Below are 23,225 nucleotides of genomic sequence, written 5' to 3'. Positions count from 1 at the left end.
TAGTATATTTTTATTGTAATAAATAAATTTTTATGTAAAATGAACCTTTTGTGAGAAACGGGCGAATATAGTGTGAAAGATCATGAGAGGGGAACGTAATTTTGGATGAAGTAGAATTAAAAGAATGGCTGTATAAAATGGAGTCTGGGGACCAAGAAGCCTTTCAAGTTATTTATAAATTAACAAGTAAAGATATTTATAGAACAGTATTATTTTTATTAGGGAATCAACACCAAGATGTAGACGATATAGTTAATGAGGTGTACATCAAAATGTGGAAGTCTGTAACGAATTATGATATGAACCGTTCATTTCGTTTTTGGTTACATGGACTAGTTGTCAAGCAAGTACAAGATTGGCGCCGTAAATCGTGGCGACGATTTCGAATCTTTGAAAAGAAGAAAATGTATGAACAAGATCGGTCTTACATAATGGATGAAGGTATTTTACATAAAGAAACACGTAGTGAATTAGTGGAAGTTGTACAAAAATTATCTTATAAGCATCGTGAAGTTGTTATTATGCGTTACTTCCATGAATATAGCTTGGATGAAATTGCCGCACTTCTTCAAATCCCTGTTGGTACAGTGAAATCTCGATTACATTTAGCACTCAAACGATTAAGAACAGAAATGGAGCATATGCCAGCCATAAGGGAGAGTGAAGTAAATGGATTTTGAAAAATATATAACGAATGAATTGAAAAGAAATGCAGAGACACTCGAACCATCTACTAATCTAGAAAATAAGGTGCAAACTTCTTTTCATAAATACCAACAAATGAAAAAGAAAAGGAAAACTTCTATGAAGAAAAAGGTATTACTTGGCATTGTAGCTGCGGCTGTTCTTATACCGACCGGTACTTTTGCGGGTACAACAATAATCGATAAAATTATAGGTACACCAGAAGAAGCGAGAAAAGATATGGGAATGTCAGAGGACGGTTATACAGGATTGATGGAGAGGGTAGAAGTTGCTAAAAAATTATTTGCAAAAGAGGACTTTGAAAAATATGTAGAGTTATTACAAGAAACATATCATTTTTATAAAAAAGTTAGTGTCGTAGAGAACGGAGAAAGACAACATACAGCTATAGGTCGTTTAAATGCTGATGAAGAAAAAAGAGATAGTGAGGTAATGGAAGAGCTAAACAAATATGAGGAAAAAATAGATCAACATTTTACATATACATTTGAACAAGCTGAACAAATAGCTGGTTTTCCAATAAAGCATCCCAGCTATATTCCAAAAGACCATGTTCTTATTTCAGAAGAGGCAAAGGCAGATGCCACAGTAGGAAAACCAAGACCTCTTATTACAATGAGGTATGAAGATAGTAATGTGAAAAAGGGGCCAACTACATCAGATGTGGATTTAGGGTTTAGACTATACCAATCTGGAATATTTGATGATATTAAAGATTATATGGATAAACCATTTGATCAGGCAACTGAAAAAGGCCCACATTATTTTAGAGATATAAAGACTTATAAATTAAAAGGATACGATATTACATATGGGGAATATAAAGAATCAAATGTACGAGCTATGAAAATAGTAGTTCCTGCAAAAGAAGGAAAAAATGCATATCAAGTCTATATAAATGGTAGTACATTATCAAAAAAAGAACTTGAGAAGGTGCTATTTTCGGTAGTTGAATAGTGTGCTAAATTTAAAGGATAAATGTGAAGTAATGAAAAAAGGTAATCGGATTTTATTGAAAGATAAAAACCTATATCATAATATTATTATGTAAAGAAAAATTGTAAATATACAGCCTGTTAAATAGTTCAATATTTTTGATTTTTCTATGGTTACAAAAGTAGGATGTTCGTAGGAGGGATCATATGAATAAACACAAAAAAATCATAGCGATTTCAGGCAGTATTAGGGAAGGATCATCCAACACAAACATATTAAAGGCTTTAGCAGCATTTATTCCAGATGGATTAGATTACACTATTTATAAAGGAATAGAGGAACTTCCTCATTTCAATCCGGATGTAGATCGAGTGGGAGCACCGGTTGTTGTTCAAGATTTTCGAAAGATATTAAGTGAGGCACATGCGCTTATTATTTGTACACCAGAGTACGCAAAAGGTGTACCAGGAGTTTTAAAAAACGCATTAGAATGGCTTGTATCGTCAGCGGAACTATATAAAAAACCAGTGGCTATCATAACAGCTTCACCGTCAATTACTGGAGGGGATAAAGCACATGAATCTTTGCTACTTACACTAGGCATGTTAGATACAGTTGTCGTTCAAAATGGTTCGTTATTAATCCCGTCTGTGCGTACTAAATTTAGTGATGATGCAAAAGTTACAGATGAGGATACAAAGCAAGCTCTTATTTCTTTAATTCAAAGTATAGTAGACGAAATAAGGGAATAATGATTTGTTTTATAAAAAAGGCAATACTACTGGTAGTTTAAACGTAGTATTGCCTTTTCATTTTCTTTTGTTTGAAATTTTGTACTAACGATTAGGCAATCATGTCACCTATTTTAAGGTTTAGACAAAATATATATTAATTTAGGCTCTGGCTCGCGTCTTTTTTCGTCTTGGTCAAATAAATAACTAAGCTCAAGATTATTACGAGGAAGATTACGCTTGTTCCTACCGTACCGAGACCAAGGCCACCGGAATCGTGAGGCTGTGATAAATAATCGCCAAAAGAGGCGCCGAAAGGACGAGTTAAAATATAAGCAATCCAAAAGGCCAACACTGCATTTAATTTGAAGCGGTAGTAAGCGACGGTTACAGCCCCAATTAATGCAGCAAATATGAGCGCTGAAATCCAGTAACCTAAGTTGAGACTCTCTGCTACGAGATCACCAGCTGCAGTGCCTAAGGCGAAGGTGAACAGAATAGCCAACCAGTAGAATGCTTCTCGCTTTGTTGTGTAAATAGAGTGAATGGACAGTGTCTTCTCACTCACATACCAAGCAGCAAAAGTTGCCATTAAGGCAAGGGTGAAAACGATGGTGGTCGTCTCTAGAGCGACCCCGAAGTTGTCCGTAAGATTGTCGGTGACCAGGGTGCCAACAACACTAATCAGCAAGACAGTGAGCCAGTAAATCCCTGGAACATACTTCTTCAACCTAAACTGGAAGAACAGTGTGATGAGCAAGAGAGCACTCATAACAAAGGTCGTTTTAGTCAAGCCAAAGTTCAGGTTTGTATTTAAGAAGTCTGCGCCTGTTTCGCCCACTGTAGTTGCCATGATTTTGATAATCCAGAAGAAAATCGTGACTTCTGGAACTTTGTTCAGCATCTGCCAGCCTCGTGATGAAACGGAAGCGACTTCATCAGAAATAGATGGATTTTCTCTATTCTTATCCTGATCCTTCTCATAATAGTTCATGTAGGATTCCTCCTTATTAGTTTTTTATGGCCAGCGCCAGTTTATATACAGAGTGTAACTAATAAGAATGAGATTCAGATGAAATTTGGATGAAAAAATCATTAAAATAAGATGAAAAAAAGAAATTTCTAAAGTGTCTTTTTTATTTAACAAATACAGTTAAAAAAGTATATCCTTTTTTTGTTCGCGACATTGAAAATACAGCAAAATTGATACTCTTCATTTGATATCCTAAGTTGGTCGTTTTCTGCAACATAAAAGTACAGAGCAATATTAGTTTGGCATGGAATCTCTACAAGCATGTGGCGCTATTATACTTGTTTCTCCATGTTAAAGCATGTGTGACTTGTTGGTTAAGTTTCTTTTGTATTTAGGGGGGACATTAAGAATATCTTATGTATTTCTCATCGTATTCTAATATTTTTTTAGTAGTGTATACCTTGTATCCTACAAGGAAAGAGGAAGAAGACTATGCATGTACTACATTTTTTAAGTGAATATATAAAGCACCCAAGAACTGTAGGAGCAGTATTGTCAAGTTCTAAGCAACTTGCAAAACAAATGGTAGCCCCTATAAATTTTGAACAAGCAAAATGCATTATTGAGTATGGACCAGGAACTGGAGTGTTTACGGAACAGCTCATTCAACATAAACATAATGAAACAGTATTGTTAATCATTGAGAATAACGCACAGTTTTACCGTATACTTCAAGAGCGATACTCACACATGGAAAATGTGTACATTATTCATGATTCTGCCGAATATACGGAAAAGTATATGCAGCAATATAAAATTACCCAAGTGGATTATATTATTTCAGGATTGCCATTTACCAGTTTATCCCTTGATACTTCTACAAAGTTATTACAGGTAACAAAAGAAGTATTAGGGGAAGAAGGGAAATTTATTACTTTCCAATATACACGCTTTAAACAACAATTTTTCCGTTCTTTTTTTGCAAATATTGAGGTGAAGAAAATAAACTGGAATATTCCACCGGCTTTCGTGTTCACTTGCTTTATGTAAGGTGATGGGAAGGCGCGAAACCAAATCACTATCATGCAAAAGAAATGAATTATTTCCAACATAAAAAACGAACGATTATCCCTGTGAAAATTACAGAAAGAATCGTTCGTTTTTTTGTGAGAAATACAAACTATAACTTTCATTTTGGACTATTAAAAAGGCGGAATACTTTGCGGAAAGTTGAAAACATTTTTTGGGTCATATTTAGCCTTTACGTCCATTAACCGGTCAAAGTTACAGCTATAGTAAGCATCTGGCCAATCTTTAATGGAAAGGTCAGGTGTATTAACGTAAACGCCTTTTGTGTATGGTAGCATCGCTAATCGAAAATCTTCGGTCCATCGAATGCTTGCGGCAGCACCTTCTGCTTGATTCCAAGTGGCGAATATTGACATGTTCGAAAGTGCTTTTCGGTAAAAATAAGCTGTAGCTTCGTTCGATATTTCAGCTACGGCTCCGCCTAATCCATGGAAAAATACAGAGGTTGTTGCATGTTTTAGTGTATTGTTTATAAAGTGCGCGATGATCGTGAGTGCTTCTTCTGGCAATAGTGCATACACATATGGACCTACACTTTTAAATGGTAAAGGCTCTATAGGCTGTGTTGCAGCTATTCGTGTTGCCGCTTCTACCCAAGGTATTTCTTCTATAGTTACTGTTAACGGTGAACCGGCTTGTAATAATGGCTGCAGAAGTACTTGTAATTCTTGGACTGATCCTAGGAATACTCCTTGCATTAATAACGATGGTTCCACTTCTGAAGACATGAAGAGGGTGCTCGTAAGTCGCTTATCAGCACAAGGAAGAGTATATTCTTGCCAAGACTTTAGTACAGATTTTAAATCTTTTAAGTCCCAGCTTATTTCCACAAATCCCACTGTATTAATTTTATGTGTTCGAAATTTGAATGAAGTACATATTCCAAAGTTACCGCCACCTGCGCCTCGATATGCCCAGTAGAGATCTGAATTATGATTAGCGTTGGCACGTACAATACAACCGTTCGCGTCAACCATCTCTAGCTCAATTAAATGATCAAGAATTAATCCCCATGGACGGGAGAGTATACTATGTCCGCCGCCTAATGTTACACCTGCAATACCAGGAGTAGGACAAACGCCGTTTGGCACAACTAACCCTTCAGCTGCGAGCGTTTCAGTTAAAGAAAGGTTTCTCCACCCAGTTCCGATTGTAACAGTCCCGCCGTTATGATCTATTCCTAGTTGCTTCATTTCACTTACATCAATTACAATTCCAGCGTTGTTAACGGATAAACCTTCATAATTATGACGACCAGAGCGCATACGCATAGGTACGTTATACTGTCTAGACCAGCGAACCGCATTTACTACATCCTGTGTATTTTGAGCAAAGACAATAATTAATGGGAATTTGTTGAAGAATGTGTTGAACTCCTCGCGAGCTAAATTATATTCTGGATCTTCGGGAGTTACGATACGTCCTGTAAGTTCAATATTTTGATTACTCATTTAAGCCTTCTCTCCTTGCCGCATAATAAAATATCTATCTTGCTATTCGTAATGTGGAAAAGCGGATATAAAAATAGAACTGACTATACGTTATAAGTAGATGAATGAGTGAGGGGGATTATTCCTAGAATGAGGTTTTCGGATGAATCAGTGAATCGAAATAATAAATAAAAGGCAACACCACACAAATTTTAAATGCAGCATTGCCTAAAAAAAATTAAATATATTTACTCAAAATCTCCCCAGGCAATCCATCAATTTCACAAACTTTATCTGATGTAAAACCAACGTTTATTAAAATTTTTCGAGAGGGGATATTATTTGGATCGATAATTGCTTTTAGTACGTTTACATCAGTATGCTTCGCTATTTCAATTAATTCTCTTGCAATACAACTACCATATCTTTTTCCCCAGTGTTCTGGCAATAACATATAACCAAGTTCAGCTTCTTTAAAATCATCCTCATTTACTGTTATATGTCCAAGTCCGATAAATTCATTTGTTGCACTGTTATAAACTTTATAAGATCCATACAGTTTATGTTTTTCATTGCGCCTTAACAATTTTTCATAGTCGTTTTGTGCTTCATCTAACGGAATGGTGCGCTCTGTAATTTGTGCCATTACTCTTTCATTTGATACGAGCAGGAAGTAGTGATTAAAATCTGTTGCTTCAAATTTTTTGAAATGTAGCTTATGCATATGCTTCCTCCAAACTAATTTTCATTTGTACTTCAGAAAAGATAAACGATCGTTAAATAGTGATTTCTATTTGATTGCCTTCTGGATCGTTTATTACACTTTCGTAATAGCCATCTCCAGTGAAACGTGGTCCATTTAATAAAGGATAACCAGCTTCTTTTAACGTTTTTGTCAGTTCATTTACACGTTCTTCACTTCCAACAGAGAAAGCCATATGTGCATAGCCAGTTATATTAAGATTAGGCTCGTTCTCTATACCTTTCTTACGCATAATTTCAAGGCGCGCTCCAGATTCGAACGTAATAAAATAAGATTCGAATTGTTTTGCTTCATTATGATATAAAGAGTTTGCTTTGCCGTTGAAATATTTTGTATAAAAAGTGCGCATTAATTCTAAGTCATTTACCCAAATTGCGATATGTTCGATTTTCATAGGTTTCACCAATCCTATCTGTACTAATTAGGCTTCCACTGTATAAAAGTTGCATTTACATTGCAAGAAATGTGATTGGGTGTTAAAGATAATTGTTAATTTTGGGTTGTATACGTACATACAATGTGTAATTAAGTGAATGACTTACATAGAAATTACAGAAAAGGGTGAATGAGACTTATGAGTCAATTAGAGCAAACAATGTACGTTGGTGTCATCATGTCTATTGTACTATCCGTAATGATTTTGGGGTCTTTATATTATAATCCTCGTCTTTCGTTAAATGATTATCCAAAAGATATTCAAAAGGTAGTTTTTCCGAAATCGATTAATGAAAAAAAGCAAACGATTTACTTTAGTATTGCATACAATGTGATTCTCTTCGGTACTCCTTTCGTTTCAACATATATACTACATCAACATGAAAAACTATTGTATATTGAGGCCTATTTACATAGTTTTAGCATTTTAATGATTTTCAATTTAGTAGATTTATTAATAATCGATTGGCTTATATTTTGCTGGATTACTCCGAGATTTGTTGTTATTCCTAGTACGGAAGGGATGAAGGGCTATAAAGATTATAAGTTTCATTTAAGCGGAGCGATAGTGGGTACTCCTTTTTTAGCAATCGTAAGTTTATTTCTGGCAGGAATTGCGACGACTATTTAGTATAAAGAAGAAGGATAGGAAACGTTTATACAAGGTAAGGAGATTTATAATTTATAGAATTATAAATGAGAATTTGATACTATTGAAGTAAAGGGTTCTAATAACATCATATTAAGCAATATCGATATATGGTTGCAAATGTTTTGATATTCCGTGAAATCACCTAATTTTATGGAAGCATTTGATAGAACTCAAAAAACGCAATGGAGGCTAATATGAAAAAAATAATTGGCGCAGCAACAGCAACAGTTCTTGGATTGGGGGCTTTTACCACATCTGCTATCGCAGAAACTATCGTAACAGCGGATGTACTCAACGTACGTGAAAAGCCAACTACGGAATCAAAAGTTGTCGAAAAAGTAAAAGAAGGACAAAAGTTAAAGGTCATACATACTGAAGAAGGATGGTCAAAAATTGATTTAAATGGTAAAGAATTGTTTGTAAGTTCGGAGTATACAAAAGATATTTATCATGTAACAGCAAACCTATTAAATGTACGTTCTGAAGCAAACACAGAATCAGAAATTCTTGGCAGACTGAAAAAAGATGATGTAATTGAATCAACTCATCAAGTAAAAGACGGATGGCTACAATTTGAGTATAAAGGAAAAACAGTTTATGCAAATGTTTCTTTCCTATCAAGTACAGCACCAATTGAAAAGAAAGTTGAAGAGAAAACGAAGCAAGTAGCGAAAGTACAAAAAGTGGTAAATGCAAAGGAAGAAGCAAAAACGCAGGAAGAAGTAAAAGTACAAGAAGAAGCAAAGCCTAGGGAAGAAGCGAAAGTACAAGAAGTAGCAAAGCCTAGGGAAGAAGTAAAAGTACAAGAAGTAACAAAGCCTAGGGAAGAAGTAAAAGTACAAGAAGAAGCAAAGCCTAGGGAAGAAGTAAAAGTACAAGAAGAAGCAAAGCCTAGGGAAGAAGTAAAAGTACAAGAAGAAGCAAAGCCTAGGGAAGAAGTAAAAGTACAAGAAGAAGCAAAGCCTAAGGAAGAAGCAAAAGCACAAGAAATAGCCAAAGCAAAAGAAGAAGCGAAAGCACGAGAAATAGCAAAAGCGAAAGAAGAAGCGAAAGCGCAAGAAATAGCCAAAGCAAAAGAAGAAGTGAAAGCGCAAGAAATAGCCAAGGCTAAGGAAGAAGCAAAAGCACAAGAAATAGCCAAAGCAAAAGAAGAAGCGAAAGCGCAAGAAATAGCCAAAGTAAAAGAAGAAGTGAAAGCGCAAGAAATAGCCAAGGCTAAGGAAGAAGCAAAAGCACAAGAAATAGCCAAAGCAAAAGAAGAAGCGAAAGCGCAAGAAATAGCAAAAGCGAAGGAAGAAGCGAAAGCGCAAGAAATAGCCAAAGCAAAAGAAGAAGCGAAAGCACGAGAAATAGCAATGGCTAAGGAAGAAGCAAAAGCAAAAGAAGTATCTAAAAATAACACACAGTCTGCTAAACGTGAACTAACAGTAGTAGCGACAGCTTATACTGCTGATCCAAGTGAAAATGGTACATATGGTGGACGCGTTTTAACTGCGATGGGGCATGATTTAACGGCTAATCCGAATATGAGAATTATCGCAGTTGATCCGAAAGTAATTCCATTAGGATCAAAAGTATGGGTAGAAAATTATGGTGAAGCAATCGCTGGTGATACCGGAAGTGCAATTAAAGGTAATCGTATTGATGTTTTAATGGGTTCAAAAAGTAAGGCAATGAATTGGGGAAGACAAACAGTTAAAGTAAAAGTTCTATAATAACGATAGTTATCCAAATAGAAGTCAGTTCTCTAATATTGAGACTGGCTTTTGTTTTTGAGTTAGTGTAATTCATTGGAAAACTTTGTTGATCTGACATAGGCTTTTCAAGGGATGTGTTGCTAAATCTGCACCAAAACTTAAATTAAATATGACACTTGTATTATATCTATAAAACACAAAAGTAAGACTGACTCTTTATGTCAGTCTTACTTTTGTATCGTAACATCATTAAGAATTGCATGAAATATATCTTTTTGCGTGAAATCATCTGTAAAAACAGTTTCTCCATTCACTTCAATCGTATCGTGCGGACTATACCATTTCTGTAATGCATCCTCACCAAATTCATGCCGTTTTTCTCTAGTATTATGCCGTCTAATCGTTTCTTCGAGTGATAAATCGAAGTAATATGTATACGCGTTTCCTTCAAAATAATATATCAATTCTTTTAACATATCTCCATATCTACGACTGTTTAAAATACCTTCTAAAATAACAAATTCACATTTTCCTTTTCCGTACTTCGTAATTTCAAAGATTAAATCATGAGATAAGTTACCCATCGTGTCGTGTACTTTTAACATATCTCTACGCACGACATCTTGAGAGACTAGAAGTGTTCCTTGCCCGAAATGTTCTTGTAATTTCTTTGCGATTGTTGTTTTGCCACTCGCGGAGTTTCCCCTAAGGATAATTAAAGTTGATTTTTGTATAGGATTAGACATAATATATTTCCCCCCAACACCTTTGAATATATAGAAGATTTTAACAAAATTTGCAAGGGAAGTGTATAATCAATTTGATAGGAATAAAAAAGGTGGGAGATAGATGGGAAATAAATTAAATAAAGCGCAGCCGATTTGGAAGTGAAATTGGTTTCGTTATTTAGGGGCATTTATAATTGTGCAATTTATTTTTATAATTTGTGATGTTGCCGAATGGGCACCAAACTTTAGACCAGGAGGAGAATTTTTTAATAGAATTTTAAATTCTCAATTTTTCACGGAATGGTTCACTCCATATAAAGTCCCTCAGTTTAATTTATTTACAGCGTTTTTTGCGATAACATTACTACCATATGCACTAGTAGGTGCAATTAAAGATGTAATATCAAAGAAAAATATTAATGAACAATAGAGGTGTAACATGCTTTTTCAAAAAGGAGAATTATGGGTTAAGTACGTAATAGAAAACGACGCACCTATCATTTCTAAATGGTTAAAAGACCCAGAAGTCCTACGGTATTACGAAGGAAGAGATAATCCGCAATCTGTAGAAAAGGTACTTGAACATTTTATACATAATCCAAACAGTGATGAAAAAAGATGTTTAATAGAATTTGATGAAGTGCCGATCGGTTATATTCAAATGTACGCAGTTGATTCTGAATGGAAAGCGTTATATGGATATGAAGAATCGCATAATGTATGGGGGATGGATCAATTTATCGGAGAACCGACCTTTTGGGGAAAGGGAATTGGAACAAAACTCGTTCAAGCAGCGATTACATACATTATAGAAAACGTGGGAGCGGAAGCAATCGCAATGGACCCTAAAGTAAATAATGAACGCGCGATAAAGTGTTATGAAAAATGCGGATTTAAAAAAGTGAAGGTTTTAAAGGAACATGAGTTACATGAGGGGAAATTAGAAGATTGTTGGATAATGGAATATAAACAATTATAATACTTTATGTAAGGGCTTATACAAACAAAGGGGGATGCGCGAAATGAAAAAAGCATTAATAGTAATTGATGTGCAAGCAGGTATGTATACAGCAGGAATGCCACATAATGGGGAAAAGTTATTAAAAACATTGCAAGAGCTTATTGGGGAATGTCGTTCAAATGATATTCCAGTTATTTATGTTCAACATAATGGGTCAAAAGACGATCCGTTAGAAAAAGGTACAGATGGCTGGCAAATCCATGCGGCGATTGCACCGCGAGAAGGAGACAATATTGTTGAAAAGACGACGCCAGATTCATTCTATAAGACGAACTTAAACGAACTGTTACAAGAAAAAGGAATTGAACACGTTATTATTTCAGGAATGCAAACAGAGTACTGTGTGGATACGACAACTCGCAGAGCGTTTAGTGAAGGATATAAAGTAACGTTAGTGAGTGATGCACATAGTACCTTTGAAACAGAAGTATTGCGTGCTGAAGATATTGTTAAGCATCATAACGCAGTGTTTAGAGCGTTTGCTGATGTTGTTGCACTAAACGATTTGAAGGTAGAAGCATAAGTGGGAATGGGGCCGTCTCTATATGAGGGGCCTCTTTATTATTGGGATTTTTAAAGTAAAACTAAGATAGAAATAAAACATTGCATTGATGTATACATTAAATCTTCGTAGTGTCAGATGTTATATTTTTAGTATATGTCTCTTTATCATTCGGTACTCTATGTATCAAGAAATAAAAAAGATGAGGGGATTCCCGATAAACAATAGTTAAATGAGTGTGACAACGTGTCGTATTTTTCCTTTGACGTATGACACATTGTCATGCGATAATGATTTATACTCAATTATGACACGTTGTCATATGATGGTTAGATTAGAGGGAATGATGTTTTTAAACAAGTTGTGTTAGTGTACTTACAAAGCTGGATTCAATAGAATTATTAAAATTTAATTAGAATAATGGCGATTATCCATTAATAGGGCTTAAATGATCTCTTGCATTTTTTAGAATAGTACTAATGAAAAAGAGCAATATTTATAAAAGGATATGACATGTTGTCACATATTTGATAGGAGGAAGAAGGATGCCTAAACAAACATTTTTTAATTTGGAAAGAGAAAAAAAAGAAGTATTAATTCAGGCAGCGATGAAAGAATTTTCAAGAGTTCCACTATTCGAAGCATCGATTTCCAATATTATTAAAGATGCTAGAATACCGAGGGGAAGTTTTTATCAATACTTTGAGGATAAAGAAGATGTTTTCTTCTTTTTATTAAATGATCATTCTAAAAAAGATAATGAAAAGTTTATTTCAATATTAAAAGAAAATGAGGGTGATCTATTTGACTCATATATTGAATTGTATCAATACATCTTGAAAAAATTTCAAAACTTAGAAAATCGAAACTTTTTTAGGAACGCCTTTTTAAATATGAATTATAAAGTTGAAAATACATTTACTCGGAATATGAATGAGGATGATCATAAAAATAGATTGTCTGAAATCATGATTTTAATAAATAAAGAAAAATTAAATATTGCAGAGGAACGAGAAATATTCCATGTCATAAAGATTATCACGGCGGTGACTTTTCACAATCTTATTCAAAATTTCGCGAAGGAAATACCATTCGATGAATCGGTGAAAAACTATACTTTAGAACTTTCATTACTAAAAAAAGGGCTCTATAAAAGGGTGGATAATTAAATGATATCCATAAAAAAAGTGGGGGATTTAATAGGGTGACTTCTTTTATTAGTAACCGACGTGAAGGTGATTCTATTTAGAATTATTTTTCACTATATCATTGGCATATTAACGAAAAATGAGGAGAAATGTAAATATGTTGAAAATATTTAAATACTTAAAACAAAAAGAATGGATACTTATTGTTGCTAGTATTGTGTTCATTGTAGGTCAAGTTTGGTTAGATTTGAAGCTACCAGATTTTATGTCTGAAATTACGACCCTTGTACAGACAAAGGGTAGCGAAACGAGCGATATATGGGCAGCAGGAGGAAAGATGCTTTTATGTGCTCTCGGCAGTATGGTATTGTCAGTTATTGTTGGTTATTTTGCGGCAAGAGTAGCAACATCTCTTTCAAAAGAATTAAGAAAAGGGGTATTTGACAAAACGCTATCTTTCTCTATGGAAGAAATTAATGGTTTTTCAACGGCAAGTCTTATTACTCGTTCTACTAATGATATAACACAAATACAGCAGACTGTTGCAATGGGTCTTCAAGTTATGATTAAAGCCCCTATCCTTGCGGTTTGGGCCATTTTGAAAATTACAGGGAAAAGTTGGGAATGGTCAGCGGCAACAGGAGTAGCTGTCGTTGTTTTGCTTGTAATGATAGGCAGCATTATCATCTTTGTGTTACCGAAATTTAAAGTAGTTCAAAAAATGACAGATAATCTGAACCTAGTAACAAGAGAAGGTTTAACTGGTATTCGTGTTGTTCATGCCTATAACGCACAAGAGTATCAGGAGAAAAAATTTGAAAAAGCAAATAAAGATTTAACAGATACTAATCTTTTGGTGAACCGTCTGATGGCCATTATGCAACCGGGTATGGGTCTAATTATGTCAGTTTTAACTCTTTCTATCTATTGGATTGGGGCTCATTTGATTATGAACGCAGGTGGAATGGATCGAATCGGTTTGTTCAGTGATATGGTAGTATTTTCGTCTTATGCAATGCAGGTGGTTATGGCGTTTATGTTATTGGCGATGACGTTCATTATGCTACCAAGAGCATCAGTATCTGCAGCACGTATTAATGAAGTACTAGATACGCCTCAGACAATTACCGATGGAGAAATACAATCGTCACCTAAGGGAATAGAAGGTGAAATCGAACTGCGTAATGTCAGCTTTAAATATCCTGATGCAGGAGAATATGTTTTGAAAGATATTAGTTTTACGGCACATAAAGGTGAAACTGTCGCTTTTATTGGCTCTACTGGTAGTGGTAAAAGTACGCTGATTAATTTAATCCCAAGATTTTATGACGTTACTGAGGGAGAGGTTATAGTCGACGGAATCAATGTAAAAGAGTATGCACAAGAAACCCTTCATAATAAGCTTGGTTATGTGTCTCAAAAAGCCGTATTATTTTCAGGTACAGTAAAATCCAATGTGGCATACGGTGATAACGGCCAAACTTTGCCGACAGATGAGGATATCAAAAAAGCGGTGGAAATTGCCCAAGGAAAAGAATTTGTAGAAAAAATGGATGGCGAATATAATGCTGATATTGCCCAAGGCGGTACAAACCTTTCTGGAGGACAAAAACAACGCCTTTCTATTGCAAGAGCAGTGAGCAGAAATCCAGAAATCTTTATTTTTGATGATTCATTCTCTGCTTTAGATTATAAAACAGACCGTCAGCTTCGTTCCACCTTGAAAAAAGAAACGAAAGGTGCAACCACTTTGATTGTAGCGCAGCGAATTGGAACGATTAAAGATGCTGATAAAATCATCGTTCTTGATGAAGGTAAAATCGTTGGTATGGGAACACATGGTGAATTGTTGGAAACTTGTAAGACTTATCAGGAAATTGCCTATTCACAATTATCGAAGGAGGAGCTGGGAAATGCGTAATAATCAAACAAATAGTCCTCGAAAAGGTGCCGGTGGTCCAGGAGGAATGCCAGCTCCTGGAGAAAAGCCAAAGAACTTTAAAAAACCGTGGGGAAAGTTAATTGCCTATTGTAAACCGTATTTACCAGCGATTATCTTTGCACTTGTATTGGCAGCTGTAGGAACCATTTTCACTATCATTGGACCAAATATGCTTAGTGAGATAACCGATTTAATTACAGAGGGTATTGCAGGTAAGATTGATATTACCGCTATAGGAAATATTGCTGTACTTCTTGCTATTTTGTACGGACTGAGTTTTATTTTCAGCTATATTCAGTCGTTTATTATGGCTACTATTACTCAGCGAGTATCCAAACGGTTACGTACGGATATTGCTGACAAAATCGATAAATTACCATTAAAATACTTTGACTCTACAACATATGGAGATGTGTTAAGTCGTGTCACGAATGATGTGGATATGATTGGTCAGACTTTAAATCAAAGTGTTGGTTCGTTAGTGACAGCGGTCGTTATGTTCTTAGGGTCTTTAATTATGATGTTCTCTATTAATGTTACGATGACACTTTCTGCTATTGCTGCAACGGCCGTTGGGTTTGTATTAATGATTTTCATCATATCCAAATCGCAAAAATATTTCATACGTCAGCAGAAGGACCTTGGTAGAATGAATGGTCATATTGAAGAAATCTATTCAGGGCATGATGTACTGAAAGTTTATAACGGTGATAAAGAAGCGAAGCAACAATTTAATAAAGTCAATGAAAGTCTTTTTAGAAGTGCATGGAGATCACAGTTTATGTCTGGGATGATGATGCCTCTTATGATCTTCATTGGAAATTTAGGTTATGTTGTTGTTTGTGTAGTAGGTGCTACACTAGCGATGAAAGGTACCATTACATTTGGTGTAATCGTTTCATTTATGGTTTATATCCGCTTATTTACACAGCCATTGTCCCAGCTAGCACAGGCAGCTACAAGCTTGCAGTCAACTGCTGCAGCAAGCGAACGTGTATTTGAATTTTTAGGCGAAGGTGAGCTTGAAGACGAAAGTGATAAAGAAGTTATGTTAGATGCCAATGATGTTAAAGGTAATGTGGAATTTAAAAACGTTAAGTTTGGATATACGAAAGAGAAGCTTATTATTAAAGATTTCTCTGCTCATATAAAATCCGGCCAAAAAGTCGCAATTGTCGGACCTACTGGTGCTGGAAAAACAACGCTTGTTAATCTCCTCATGCGTTTCTATGAAGTAGATAGTGGGGAAATCAAGATTGAGGATGTATCGACTAAGTCGATTACCCGTAAAAATGTTCATGATCTATTTTGTATGGTATTACAAGATACTTGGTTATTCGAAGGTACGATTAAGGAAAATATCATTTATAATAAAGAAGATGTAACTGATGAAGAAGTAGTTGCAGCTTGTAAGGCAGTAGGTTTGGACCATTTTATTAAAACTTTACCGAAAGGTTACGATACAGCATTAAATGATAAAGCGAGTTTATCTGTAGGACAAAAACAGCTACTTACTATTGCAAGGGCAATGGTAAAAAAAGCACCGTTGCTTATTTTAGACGAGGCCACTAGTTCCGTTGACACTCGTACTGAAGCGCTTATTCAAGAGGCGATGGATAAATTGATGGTGGATAAAACATCATTTGTTATTGCGCATAGACTTTCAACGATTAGAAACGCCGATTTGATTTTGGTTATGAAAGACGGAGATGTTATTGAAAGTGGTAATCACGAAGAGTTAATTGCAGAAAAAGGATTCTATGCGGATTTATACAATAGTCAGTTTGAAGACGCATCTTAAAAATCGAAATGGTTTTGTTTTAAGCAAAGAAAAAGCAGGAATAAGTCGAGAAATAAGAAGTATTATTTAGTCAATAAATTATAAAGTTTGATTATCCCCTTAAAGGAGATAGTGTATAAAACTACATTTTCAATGTGGAATGTTACACTATACCTGAAGGGGATTTTTTATGGAGAAAAATATAACAACATTTCCAAAGTATATAGAGGGGGGAATGGAAAACGGTACATTAATGATGAATGTGACTATATTTTGAATCAAAAGTAATTCACGTAGTATCACTTTCTTGTCTAAATATGTTGGTGAATCGATATAGCTGCTTATGTAATTTCATGTACCGAATTTACAGTACAAAAAAAGGAGCACCACATAATCAAAAGGGGAGCTCCTTCACCAAAACGTTACTTCTTCTTATCTTTATCCAACACATTCTGTTCTTCAGCGAACTCCGTACCATATGCAAGGCGGCGATTAATTCGAATGTTATCATTGTTGTGCCTTGAGTGGGAATTAGAAAAGCGATGGACGATTACTTCTGATAATGTAAAGACGATGGCAGAAAGGATACTGCCCCATGCAATTTGCATGTAGTTGTCTAATAAAATATTACCGAAAATCCAAACGCTTAAATACGTAAGTAAGAAATCCGTCATAATGGCAGCGGAATTGCCAATTCGATTTAAAATAATTTTATCAACAAACATATAAGAAACGATTGTGACGAAGAGACTAAAAGAAATGATTTGGACGAGCGTTGCTGGGAAAAATAGAGCTAGTCCGATACTAAAAGCGATGATGCATGATATAAATTTGATAAGTATTACAGTAATATCACTCAATATTTACACCTCCCATTTATACATAGTTTTACAATAAATTCAGGAGTTCATACATTGGAACGGTTTAATTTATATAAAACTTTATCACATCGAAATCTTATCTAAATATTAAAAAAACAATCAAAAAATGTTATAGTGAAATGAGAGCGTATGACATTTTTAGGTAAGGGGGAATCCGGGATGTGGATTACTTCAGAAGTAGAAATTCCAGATGAGTTAATCGATCACCTTGAACAAGGGAAGTTAGTATTATTCGTTGGAGCAGGAGTTTCTATGAAGGGGAAATCAAACTTACCGAATTTCGATGATTTAGTTGATGAAATTTCGAAAGCTTTATATGTCGAAAGGCGTGAGATGACAGAACCCCACGATTATTATCTCGGTAAAATTGCGAAAACGAAAGATGTGCATCAAGTTGCAAGAGACCTCGTTAATATAGAAAAATCAAAACCAAATTCATTACACTATGCGATTCCAAGGCTGTTTCCGTTAGATACGGATGTTCGAATTGTAACGACAAACTTTGATCAACATTTTACGTCTGTAATTGCAGAAATGAATAGAGAGCTGAATATTTATTATGCACCTGCTTTACCGACAGGGAGAGCGTTTAAAGGGTTGGCTTACATACATGGGAATATAGAACAAGAGAAAGAAGCTTTAATTTTAACGGATGGTGATTTTGGAAGGGCTTACTTAACAGAAGGATGGGCGAGACGATTTTTAGTTGATTTATTTTCAAATTACACTGTTTTATTCGTTGGGTATAGTCATAATGATCCTGTAATGAAATATTTAGCAACAGGCTTACCACCGAGTACAAGGCGTTATGCTTTCGTCGCACAAGGGGATAATACATATCATTGGGAGCATTTAGGGATAAGACCGATTGTGTATCCGAATAAAGCAAATAATCATCAGGCACTTGTCAAAGCTGTGAAGCGGTGGGCGGAATTAATGGGGGATAATTATATTACGAAAAGAATGCGTATTCGTGATATTGTAACCGTTCCTCCATCAGTAGAGCAGGAGCAATTATCGTATATAAAACAGTCAATAAAAAAAATTGAAACCGTTCGGTACTTTGTTGAATTTGCTCGTGATTACGAGTGGGTGGAATGGCTTGAAGCGGAGGGGAAACTAAGAAATTTATTTCGGCTTACAGCAAATTACGATGAAGTAGATGAATTACTTGCAGAATGGTTAGTGGAGCAATTCCTTTTTACTCATCAAAAAGAACTATTTCAATTGATTTTTAAAAATCATTCTAAAATATCCCCGTTATTGTGGCGAATAATTTGTACTTACTTGAACGATACGAAAGAAACGATGGATCCTTTGTTGTTTACAAAATGGACATTGCTTATATTAGAAACGGCAGAAAAAGATAGTAGCTCTATTGAAATGATTTCATACTTACTGCAAAAATGTTCTTTCCCAGAGCATAAAGAAATTGCTTTATTGTTACTAACGTTTATTTTAGATGGAAAACTTAAATTGAAGCGTGTAAGAAAATGGGAAAATGATGCGCAAGAATCAATTGAACTAGAGGAATCGAGTCGTTTACCGGTGTCTAAATTTTCTCATGTGGAGCTAATTTGGAATGATAAGATGAGACCGCATATTACTTATTACGCTGTTCCAATTATGGTGATGGGATTAGAAAAGATGCGCCTGTTGTCATTAAGACAAACAGCACTGAAAAAAAGAAATAAGGATAATGTAGAGAGAGAGTTTTATCAAAATGACCTCGCATTTTTAATTCAAATTGTAAAAGAGTGTCTTACATATTTATGTGAAAACAACGAGAAAAAAGCGGATTATTATATTACCGAAATGATAGAAACAGATAGTATACTTCAAAAGCGAATCGCGATTGAAGCGATGAATAAAAATGTGTTCGTTACTGCGGATGTCAAATTGAAGTGGTTACTACATGAAGGCCTTCTGCTAGATTTCACATATAAACATGAAGTGTTTCAACTTTTAAAGAATTATTATGCAGATGCTTTAGAAGAAACAAAAGAAGAAGTGATTCAAACTGTATTAGAACATCTTGCAGAAGAGAGGGCGTTTGATGCTTGTCTCGTATTAGATTCATTATTTGCATGCGATGCGAATAGTCGATGCACGATAGAAGGATATGAATTAATGAAACAAAAGCACCCTCATTTTTCTTCTGATCGATACAGTGTTCCGAAGAAAGAATCTATTGAACAAAGCATTACTTGTAATGTAACAGCTGATGGATTACTACAGCTGAAAGACGATGAAATAATGAAGCAAGTTCTGCAATTTTCTCAAGATGGTGTTTTTGAGCAACGTCATTTTTTAGAGATGTTATCAAAAGCATGTAAATTGAATGTAGAGTGGAGTATTTCGTTTGCTTATCAACTAGTAGGCGTACATGAAATTAGTAATGAAGTTTGGTTTGTTTGTATTAGAGAATGGCGAAATAATAGGAATTTAACGAGTGAGCAAATTCAAAGGATTATTCCGTTATTGCAGAAGTTTTCTCGAAATACTACTTTACATTGGTTAATTAGTAGTTTTCTATATGAAATTAGCAATCGATTAGAAGAGCTAGAAGAAAATAGTATACGGGTTGTAAAGCGCTTTGCTTTTTCCGTATTTCCACATGTTATGAGAGGGGAAACAGATTTTAAAATTGGAAAACAAGAGTTTTACAATGAGTCTATACAACATCCTGCTGGGAAGATGACAGCTGTATTGCTAAAACTGTTAGCGTACGATCACTTATATGATCGCAATGTATATGAATATTTATTTTTATTTGAGGAACAGGTAAGGGTTACTTCGGAAAGAACGAACTTTATGTTAGCTCGTTTAACAGCAGATATTACGTTTTTATACCATATTGAGAAGCAATGGTGTCGAAAATATTTATTACCTTACTTAGATTTAAAGAAAGAAAACGAGCTGACCAAATATGCGTGGGCGGGATTATGTTATACGCAAATTAATTTACCTCTATTTACAGAAATAAAGAGATATATTAAATATGCGGTAGAACATTTAGAGGTGCTGCATCCGTATACGAGAGAAGCATTTTTAAAATGGCTTAGCTTTGTATTTATTAAATGTGTACTGTATTGGGAGCAAAAAACAGATTGGTTATACCCACTCTTAATGCAAGTAAACGAAAATAATAAAATTAAATTTATGCAGTATGTATGCTACTACGTAAAAACGTTAAGCGGAAAAGAACAACAAAAATTTTGGACAGCATGGCTAAGTGTATTTTTAAGAGAACGTCCGAAAATGGGTGTAATAACTACGAGAGAATATATGATGCTTTTACGTATTGTATTATGTATGGATGAGATTTTAGAAAAAGGACTTTGTGTTATATCAAGTAAATTTCTAGGTGTAGAAGGGCAATGCAATCAAGAGGAAATGAAACAGTTATTTACTGAGATGCTTGAAAAGAAGAATAGCATGAAAGAATATAAAGGGCTTTATGCAAATGTCTTTTTTATTTTACTTCAAACACGTCAAGAAGCTGATTTACTTGAGAAGGAAATCATACAAATAAAAGAACAATTAATTGAGTATGGAGTAGAAAAACACGTATTAAAATTAATTGAAAATGAGATGATTCGTATCGGAATAGTAATGGAGAATTTGCAAGAAGAATTCTAGGGTGAAAGCGGAATTTTTTTAAAAAAAATAAAAAGTTGTTGACAGTGTTTTAAAAAGCGTTCTATAATACAAATCATACTTATTCAATTTCAAAAACATTTGAATAAACAAAGTGCAATGAAGAGATCACAGTAGTGGTTAGTCTTACTGTAACAGAGAGCTGGTGGTTGGTGTGAACCAGTACAGGGATAATCATGAATTACAGTCTTGGAGCATCTTTTTCGTAGTAAAGATACAATTGTCTTTATGAAGAAAGAGCGGTCAAATGATCGTTAACAGTGAAGAGAGGTAGACGGAAAGTTAGTCTACAACTAGGGTGGTACCGCGATAAATATCGTCCCTACTGATTTATTCAGTAGGGAATTTTTGTATTTTGACGGTCCAACTTGAAAATATAATAAACATGCGTTGAAAGGAAAGGCAGTAGTTGTTGTTTCCCTGTAACAGAGAGCTGGTGGTTGGTGCGAACCAGTACAAAAACAAGAGCGAATTACAGTCCTGGAGCATCTTTTTCGTAGTAAAGATATGTATCTTTATGAAGGGAAAGACGGTCACATTGATCGTTAACAATGAAGAGAGGTAGACGAAATAAGTCTACAACTAGGGTGGTACCGCGATAAATATCGTCCCTACTGATTGAATCAGTAGGGCTTTTTTGTACAAAAAAGTGGCGTATTAACTAGTAGTTAGTGTCTTTATGGTAATTATTAGTTTAAAATAAGAAGAGGTATCGATTCCACTTTAAATTTGTATAATTAACCAGTTCTGAAAATAGAGAATTTTTCATTCTCTTACTATACTTTTAAAACATTAGAGGAGGATTTCCAAATGGCAAATCATGAATTAGATCAATTACGTAAACAGGTAGATGAAATTAACTTACAACTATTACACCTATTAAACAAACGCGGTGAAATCGTTCAAAAAATCGGGGAACAAAAACAAGTACAAGGTACGAAACGTTTTGACCCAGTACGTGAGCGTGAAGTGCTTGATATGATCGAAGAGCATAACGAAGGACCATTCGAAACATCAACAGTTCAGCATATTTTCAAAACGATTTTCAAAGCAAGCTTAGAATTACAAGAAGATGATAACCGTAAAGCGTTACTAGTATCACGTAAAAAGAAAAAAGAAAATACAATCGTTAATGTGAAAGGCGAATTGATTGGAAACGGAACACAAACGTTCATCATGGGACCTTGTGCAGTAGAAAGCTTAGAGCAAGTTCGCCAAGTAGGGCAAGCGATGAAAGATCAAGGGCTAAAATTAATGCGCGGTGGTGCTTTCAAACCGAGAACATCTCCATACGATTTCCAAGGTTTAGGAGTAGAAGGATTACAAATTTTACGCCAAGTAGCAGATGAATTCGACTTAGCGATTATTAGTGAAATTTTAAATCCGAACGATGTTGAAATGGCATTAGAATACGTTGATGTAATTCAAGTTGGCGCACGTAACATGCAAAACTTCGATTTACTACGAGCTGTAGGTAAAGTTAACAAGCCAGTATTACTAAAACGTGGATTAGCAGCAACAATTGATGAGTTCATTAATGCAGCGGAATACATTATTGCGCAAGGAAATGACCAAATTATTCTATGTGAGCGCGGTATTCGCACATACGAGAGAGCGACACGTAACACATTAGATATTTCAGCAGTACCGATTTTAAAGAAAGAAACACATTTACCAGTTATCGTTGACGTAACACATTCAACAGGACGTAGAGATCTATTATTACCAACAGCGAAAGCGGCACTTGCAATTGGAGCAGATGCAGTAATGGCTGAAGTTCATCCGGATCCAGCAGTTGCATTATCAGATTCTGCACAACAAATGGATATTCCAGAATTCCATAGATTCATGGATGAGTTAAAAGGTTTCAAAAATAAATTATCTTAATTCCATATCATATATGCGCTGAAGAGGAAACAGTAGTGCTTATCTCACTGTTAAAGAGAGCTGATGGTCGGTGTGAATCAGTACAAAGGTAAGCATGAATTACAGCCTTGGAGCATCTTTCTCGCCAACTTTTGAAGGGAAAGACGGTCAAACGATCGTTAAAGAAGAAGAGAGGTAGACGAAATAAGTCTACAACTAGGGTGGTACCGCGATAAACATCGTCCCTACTGAGCGCTCAGTAGGGACTTTTTTGTACAAAAAAATA

Annotated in this window: 19 protein-coding genes, 1 pseudogene and 3 other annotated features; of the genes and pseudogenes, 14 read left to right on the top strand and 6 right to left on the bottom strand. The window is 35.1% G+C overall.

Features of this window, described 5'->3' with window-relative positions; genetic code table 11:
- Positions 1–101 precede the first annotated feature (101 nt).
- The 3 genes from ACFWDE_RS14295 (at position 102) to ACFWDE_RS14285 (ending at position 2,393) form a co-directional block, all read left to right on the top strand.
- Complete coding sequence (locus ACFWDE_RS14295; RefSeq protein ID WP_377892967.1) at positions 102–680, top strand: sigma-70 family RNA polymerase sigma factor; 579 nt, start codon at positions 102–104, stop codon at positions 678–680.
- Complete coding sequence (locus ACFWDE_RS14290) at positions 670–1,662, top strand: hypothetical protein (RefSeq protein ID WP_377892965.1); 993 nt, start codon at positions 670–672, stop codon at positions 1,660–1,662. Before ACFWDE_RS14295 ends, ACFWDE_RS14290 begins: the two co-directional genes overlap by 11 nt.
- Positions 1,663–1,847: 185 nt before the next feature.
- A complete protein-coding gene (locus ACFWDE_RS14285) occupies positions 1,848–2,393 on the top strand; it encodes an NADPH-dependent FMN reductase (RefSeq protein WP_377892963.1) in 546 nt (181 codons plus the stop codon).
- Between the two features lie 136 nt (positions 2,394–2,529).
- On the opposite strand, the gene ACFWDE_RS14280 is transcribed toward ACFWDE_RS14285, so the two are convergent.
- Complete coding sequence (locus ACFWDE_RS14280; RefSeq protein WP_113735817.1) at positions 2,530–3,366, bottom strand: COG4705 family protein; 837 nt, start codon at positions 3,364–3,366, stop codon at positions 2,530–2,532.
- A gap of 471 nt (positions 3,367–3,837) precedes the next feature.
- On the opposite strand from ACFWDE_RS14280, the gene ACFWDE_RS14275 reads away from it, so the two are divergent.
- On the top strand, positions 3,838–4,395 hold the full coding sequence (locus ACFWDE_RS14275; RefSeq protein WP_377892960.1) for a class I SAM-dependent methyltransferase: 558 nt from the start codon (positions 3,838–3,840) through the stop codon (positions 4,393–4,395).
- 152 nt (positions 4,396–4,547) lie between these two features.
- On the opposite strand, the gene ACFWDE_RS14270 is transcribed toward ACFWDE_RS14275, so the two are convergent.
- The 3 genes from ACFWDE_RS14270 to ACFWDE_RS14260 all read right to left on the bottom strand — a co-directional run bounded on the left by ACFWDE_RS14270 (position 4,548) and on the right by ACFWDE_RS14260 (position 7,021).
- Positions 4,548–5,885 carry an FAD-binding oxidoreductase gene (locus tag ACFWDE_RS14270; protein ID WP_377892958.1) on the bottom strand — a complete coding sequence of 446 codons (1,338 nt, stop codon included), beginning with the start codon at positions 5,883–5,885 and terminating at the stop codon, positions 4,548–4,550.
- A gap of 217 nt (positions 5,886–6,102) precedes the next feature.
- Positions 6,103–6,588 carry a GNAT family N-acetyltransferase gene (locus ACFWDE_RS14265; protein ID WP_377892957.1) on the bottom strand — a complete coding sequence of 162 codons (486 nt, stop codon included), beginning with the start codon at positions 6,586–6,588 and terminating at the stop codon, positions 6,103–6,105.
- Between the two features lie 52 nt (positions 6,589–6,640).
- Positions 6,641–7,021, bottom strand: coding sequence for a VOC family protein (locus ACFWDE_RS14260; protein WP_000687542.1), 381 nt, complete (start codon positions 7,019–7,021; stop codon positions 6,641–6,643).
- A 180-nt stretch (positions 7,022–7,201) separates the two neighbouring features.
- On the opposite strand from ACFWDE_RS14260, the gene ACFWDE_RS14255 reads away from it, so the two are divergent.
- Positions 7,202–7,693 (top strand): nitroreductase, encoded by a 492-nt coding sequence (locus ACFWDE_RS14255; RefSeq protein ID WP_377892955.1) that lies wholly within the window; start codon positions 7,202–7,204, stop codon positions 7,691–7,693.
- A 215-nt stretch (positions 7,694–7,908) separates the two neighbouring features.
- Positions 7,909–9,429, top strand: coding sequence for a cell wall-binding protein EntB (gene entB / locus ACFWDE_RS14250; RefSeq protein WP_377892953.1), 1,521 nt, complete (start codon positions 7,909–7,911; stop codon positions 9,427–9,429).
- A 209-nt stretch (positions 9,430–9,638) separates the two neighbouring features.
- On the opposite strand, the gene ACFWDE_RS14245 is transcribed toward entB, so the two are convergent.
- A complete protein-coding gene (locus tag ACFWDE_RS14245) occupies positions 9,639–10,160 on the bottom strand; it encodes a kinase (RefSeq protein ID WP_377892972.1) in 522 nt (173 codons plus the stop codon).
- Positions 10,161–10,260: 100 nt separating this feature from the next.
- Between ACFWDE_RS14245 and ACFWDE_RS14240 the strand changes: the two are divergent.
- The 6 genes and pseudogenes from ACFWDE_RS14240 to ACFWDE_RS14215 all read left to right on the top strand — a co-directional run bounded on the left by ACFWDE_RS14240 (position 10,261) and on the right by ACFWDE_RS14215 (position 16,553).
- Positions 10,261–10,569, top strand: a pseudogene (locus ACFWDE_RS14240) (YfzA family protein).
- A gap of 9 nt (positions 10,570–10,578) precedes the next feature.
- Positions 10,579–11,118 (top strand): GNAT family N-acetyltransferase, encoded by a 540-nt coding sequence (locus ACFWDE_RS14235; protein WP_377892952.1) that lies wholly within the window; start codon positions 10,579–10,581, stop codon positions 11,116–11,118.
- Positions 11,119–11,161: 43 nt separating this feature from the next.
- Entirely contained in the window at positions 11,162–11,683 is a 522-nt protein-coding gene (locus ACFWDE_RS14230; protein WP_377892951.1) for a cysteine hydrolase family protein, read from the top strand.
- Positions 11,684–12,207: 524 nt separating this feature from the next.
- Positions 12,208–12,831, top strand: a complete 624-nt coding sequence (locus ACFWDE_RS14225; RefSeq protein ID WP_377892949.1) for a TetR/AcrR family transcriptional regulator — start codon at positions 12,208–12,210, stop codon at positions 12,829–12,831.
- Between the two features lie 136 nt (positions 12,832–12,967).
- The gene (locus tag ACFWDE_RS14220; protein WP_377892948.1) at positions 12,968–14,731 is read left to right on the top strand and encodes an ABC transporter ATP-binding protein; all 1,764 of its coding nucleotides are present in this window, start codon (positions 12,968–12,970) and stop codon (positions 14,729–14,731) included.
- Positions 14,724–16,553: an ABC transporter ATP-binding protein gene (locus tag ACFWDE_RS14215; protein ID WP_377892947.1), complete on the top strand. Its 1,830-nt coding sequence runs from the start codon at positions 14,724–14,726 to the stop codon at positions 16,551–16,553. The genes ACFWDE_RS14220 and ACFWDE_RS14215 overlap by 8 nt, the downstream gene beginning before the upstream one ends.
- A gap of 401 nt (positions 16,554–16,954) precedes the next feature.
- Here ACFWDE_RS14215 and ACFWDE_RS14210 read toward each other — a convergent pair whose 3' ends face one another.
- Positions 16,955–17,392: a YndM family protein gene (locus tag ACFWDE_RS14210; protein ID WP_377892945.1), complete on the bottom strand. Its 438-nt coding sequence runs from the start codon at positions 17,390–17,392 to the stop codon at positions 16,955–16,957.
- 150 nt (positions 17,393–17,542) lie between these two features.
- Here ACFWDE_RS14210 and ACFWDE_RS14205 point away from each other — a divergent pair, with 150 nt between their 5' ends.
- Positions 17,543–21,055 (top strand): DUF4020 domain-containing protein, encoded by a 3,513-nt coding sequence (locus tag ACFWDE_RS14205; RefSeq protein WP_377892944.1) that lies wholly within the window; start codon positions 17,543–17,545, stop codon positions 21,053–21,055.
- A 108-nt stretch (positions 21,056–21,163) separates the two neighbouring features.
- Positions 21,164–21,400: a binding site (T-box leader), on the top strand.
- Between the two features lie 54 nt (positions 21,401–21,454).
- Positions 21,455–21,689 (top strand) — a binding site (T-box leader).
- A 194-nt stretch (positions 21,690–21,883) separates the two neighbouring features.
- On the top strand, positions 21,884–22,960 hold the full coding sequence (locus ACFWDE_RS14200; protein WP_002147144.1) for a bifunctional 3-deoxy-7-phosphoheptulonate synthase/chorismate mutase: 1,077 nt from the start codon (positions 21,884–21,886) through the stop codon (positions 22,958–22,960).
- Positions 22,961–22,969: 9 nt separating this feature from the next.
- Positions 22,970–23,189, top strand: a binding site (T-box leader).
- Positions 23,190–23,225 lie beyond the last annotated feature (36 nt).

Origin of the sequence: Bacillus sp. NPDC060175, assembly GCF_042728695.1 — a bacterium.
Taxonomy (GTDB): domain Bacteria; phylum Bacillota; class Bacilli; order Bacillales; family Bacillaceae_G; genus Bacillus_A.
The sequence above is the reverse complement of the archived record's forward strand: the minus strand, read 5'-3'. Positions and strand labels throughout refer to the sequence as shown.

Bases quoted from the DNA above. Each gene is read 5' to 3' on its own strand.
- ACFWDE_RS14215 (WP_377892947.1), top strand. From the start codon at position 14,724: ATGCGTAATAATCAAACAAATAGTCCTCGAAAAGGTGCCGGTGGTCCA.
- ACFWDE_RS14270 (WP_377892958.1), bottom strand. From the start codon at position 5,885: ATGAGTAATCAAAATATTGAACTTACAGGACGTATCGTAACTCCCGAA.
- ACFWDE_RS14200 (WP_002147144.1), top strand. From the start codon at position 21,884: ATGGCAAATCATGAATTAGATCAATTACGTAAACAGGTAGATGAAATT.
- ACFWDE_RS14220 (WP_377892948.1), top strand. From the start codon at position 12,968: ATGTTGAAAATATTTAAATACTTAAAACAAAAAGAATGGATACTTATT.
- ACFWDE_RS14265 (WP_377892957.1), bottom strand. From the start codon at position 6,588: ATGCATAAGCTACATTTCAAAAAATTTGAAGCAACAGATTTTAATCAC.
- ACFWDE_RS14230 (WP_377892951.1), top strand. From the start codon at position 11,162: ATGAAAAAAGCATTAATAGTAATTGATGTGCAAGCAGGTATGTATACA.
- ACFWDE_RS14255 (WP_377892955.1), top strand. From the start codon at position 7,202: ATGAGTCAATTAGAGCAAACAATGTACGTTGGTGTCATCATGTCTATT.
- ACFWDE_RS14260 (WP_000687542.1), bottom strand. From the start codon at position 7,021: ATGAAAATCGAACATATCGCAATTTGGGTAAATGACTTAGAATTAATG.
- ACFWDE_RS14285 (WP_377892963.1), top strand. From the start codon at position 1,848: ATGAATAAACACAAAAAAATCATAGCGATTTCAGGCAGTATTAGGGAA.
- ACFWDE_RS14225 (WP_377892949.1), top strand. From the start codon at position 12,208: ATGCCTAAACAAACATTTTTTAATTTGGAAAGAGAAAAAAAAGAAGTA.
- ACFWDE_RS14205 (WP_377892944.1), top strand. From the start codon at position 17,543: ATGACATTTTTAGGTAAGGGGGAATCCGGGATGTGGATTACTTCAGAA.
- ACFWDE_RS14235 (WP_377892952.1), top strand. From the start codon at position 10,579: ATGCTTTTTCAAAAAGGAGAATTATGGGTTAAGTACGTAATAGAAAAC.
- entB (WP_377892953.1), top strand. From the start codon at position 7,909: ATGAAAAAAATAATTGGCGCAGCAACAGCAACAGTTCTTGGATTGGGG.
- ACFWDE_RS14290 (WP_377892965.1), top strand. From the start codon at position 670: ATGGATTTTGAAAAATATATAACGAATGAATTGAAAAGAAATGCAGAG.
- ACFWDE_RS14275 (WP_377892960.1), top strand. From the start codon at position 3,838: ATGCATGTACTACATTTTTTAAGTGAATATATAAAGCACCCAAGAACT.
- ACFWDE_RS14280 (WP_113735817.1), bottom strand. From the start codon at position 3,366: ATGAACTATTATGAGAAGGATCAGGATAAGAATAGAGAAAATCCATCT.